The sequence below is a fragment of the Bradyrhizobium elkanii WSM2783 genome (genome assembly GCF_000472865.1).
Lineage (GTDB): Bacteria > Pseudomonadota > Alphaproteobacteria > Rhizobiales > Xanthobacteraceae > Bradyrhizobium > Bradyrhizobium elkanii_A.
On sequence record NZ_AXAP01000204.1, the window covers coordinates 1 to 1,814 of the forward strand.

2 protein-coding genes and 1 pseudogene are annotated in these 1,814 nt (G+C 60.9%); all 3 read right to left on the reverse strand.

What is annotated here, in order from left to right:
* Positions 1–86: 86 nt before the first annotated feature.
* A pseudogene (locus tag YY7_RS56245) lies at positions 87–812 on the reverse strand (IS66 family transposase); the annotation flags it as partial.
* 120 nt (positions 813–932) lie between these two features.
* Positions 933–1,280 carry an IS66 family insertion sequence element accessory protein TnpB gene (gene tnpB, locus YY7_RS0149835; RefSeq protein ID WP_028169423.1) on the reverse strand — a complete coding sequence of 116 codons (348 nt, stop codon included), beginning with the start codon at positions 1,278–1,280 and terminating at the stop codon, positions 933–935.
* Entirely contained in the window at positions 1,277–1,672 is a 396-nt protein-coding gene (tnpA, locus tag YY7_RS0149840; RefSeq protein ID WP_028169424.1) for an IS66-like element accessory protein TnpA, read from the reverse strand. Before tnpA ends, tnpB begins: the two co-directional genes overlap by 4 nt.
* Positions 1,673–1,814 lie beyond the last annotated feature (142 nt).

Here is a 1,814-nt window from a genome sequence, read left to right on the forward strand (position 1 = left end):
ATCCCGAGGGGCCCTCCCTCATCGCTGTCACAGCTTGTGCTCACAGATTATCAGATCATCACGATCATCCTTTCTGTGTGCTTCTGCAGCACACTATCGTCGGCGTGGATGCGTTCCGCGCTCATGACGTGGATCCGGATGGCCTCAATAATGGGATCGAGTGCTACCACGCAGGCGCCGACCCGATCCGCCAGGGTCGAGACGTCGATCTCGATCCCTTCGCGGGCATAGGTCTTGCTCTGCCGGTTCAACGGCTGATGCAGTAGGAACTTGTTGACCAGCACCATCGCCAGCAGGCTCGGCCCGGCGAAGCCTCGCGGGATCGGATGGGAGGGCGCCGGCGCCTCTGTGATCGCCTCGCAATCTCGGCAGGAGAACTTTTCGCGGACATGCTCGATAATCTTCCAGCGCCGCGGCTCGCATTCCAGGGTCTTCGACACCACCTCGCCGAGCTTGTGCAGCCGTTCACTGCCGCACTTGCCACACGCGCAAGGCATGGGTTCGACGATACGTTCGACCGGCAGGTTATCCGGTAGGGGGCGTCGCGGCGGCCGTGGATTTTGCGCGCGCTTCTGTTTGGCGGCTTCTGGCGCTGCGAACTCGGCTTTGGTTTCCTGCTCCGCCTGAGTCTCTTCAAGATCTTCGATGGCGAGTTCGAGCTGCTCGACCAGCAGCTTGCCGCGTTCAGAAGATTGCCCGAACTGCTCGCGCCGTGCCTTGGCCAGCATCAGCTTCAGCCGCTCGATTTCCAGCCGGCCGACGGTCACTTCGCTCTTCGCCAGCGTCAGCTGTTCGCGCTGCGCAATGATCATCGCATGCGCAGCGGCAAGGTCGGCGGGAAGTGCATTGGCGGGCGTCGTCACGAGGACGATCAACCATATTCGCCGCAAAAAATCCCGCTGGATTCCTGCCGTGAGTCAAAGAGACACAGCTTAACCGGAAGCCTGTGGACGCCAGGTTGCCTGCAGCATCCGCCAGTCAATTCCGGACAGGAGATAGGATAGTTGCGCAACGCTGATCGTCACAACGCCGTCCGCCAGCGATGGCCACAAAAAGCGGCCGCGCTCCAACCGTTTCGTGAACAGACACGCGCCCTGGCCATCATGCCAAATAATCTTGATCAGGTCGCCGCGACGGCTCCTAAAAACGTAAAGATCACCAGTGTGCGGATCACGCTTCAAGCTCTCCTGAACCAGACGCGCAAGGCTCGGGAATCCTCGGCGCATATCTGTATGGCCGGTCGCAAGCCACACCCGCACATTACCCGGTATGGCAATCATCGGCGTTCAAGCACCTCGAGGACCCGCGCCAGCGCTTCCGGATCGACGTGCGCATCCACTCGGATGCGTCGCCGGTTGCCAAGATCGATCTCGATTAACCCAATACGCGCGGCCGCCACGGAGCGCACTCGGCCGTCACCCGCAGGCAAAAGCTTCGGAGTTTCCTCCACTTCCGTAGCGACGATCTGCACCGGCGCAAAAGATGGTACAACCTGCTCTGATGTCCGTGCTTGTCGACGCCAGGTAAACACTAGGCTGGCCGCTACTCCGTTGCGACGCGCAACCTCCGTCACCTTCGCGCCCGGCGCCAACGTCTCCTCAACAATCCGCGCCTTGTCATCCTGCGACCAGCGCCGCCGCCGCTCCAGTCCGCCCAAAACCTCGACCCGCATCGCCTGATGACCTTAAAGCTAGACTTAAGGTCACACGCTTCGCGAATTGAGCTATGGCGGAATCTGGGTGATGACGGCCTGAGAAGGGCGGCGTATCGAGGCGGGTAACCAGCCAGCCAGAACCTCTTATGCAGAGCGATAC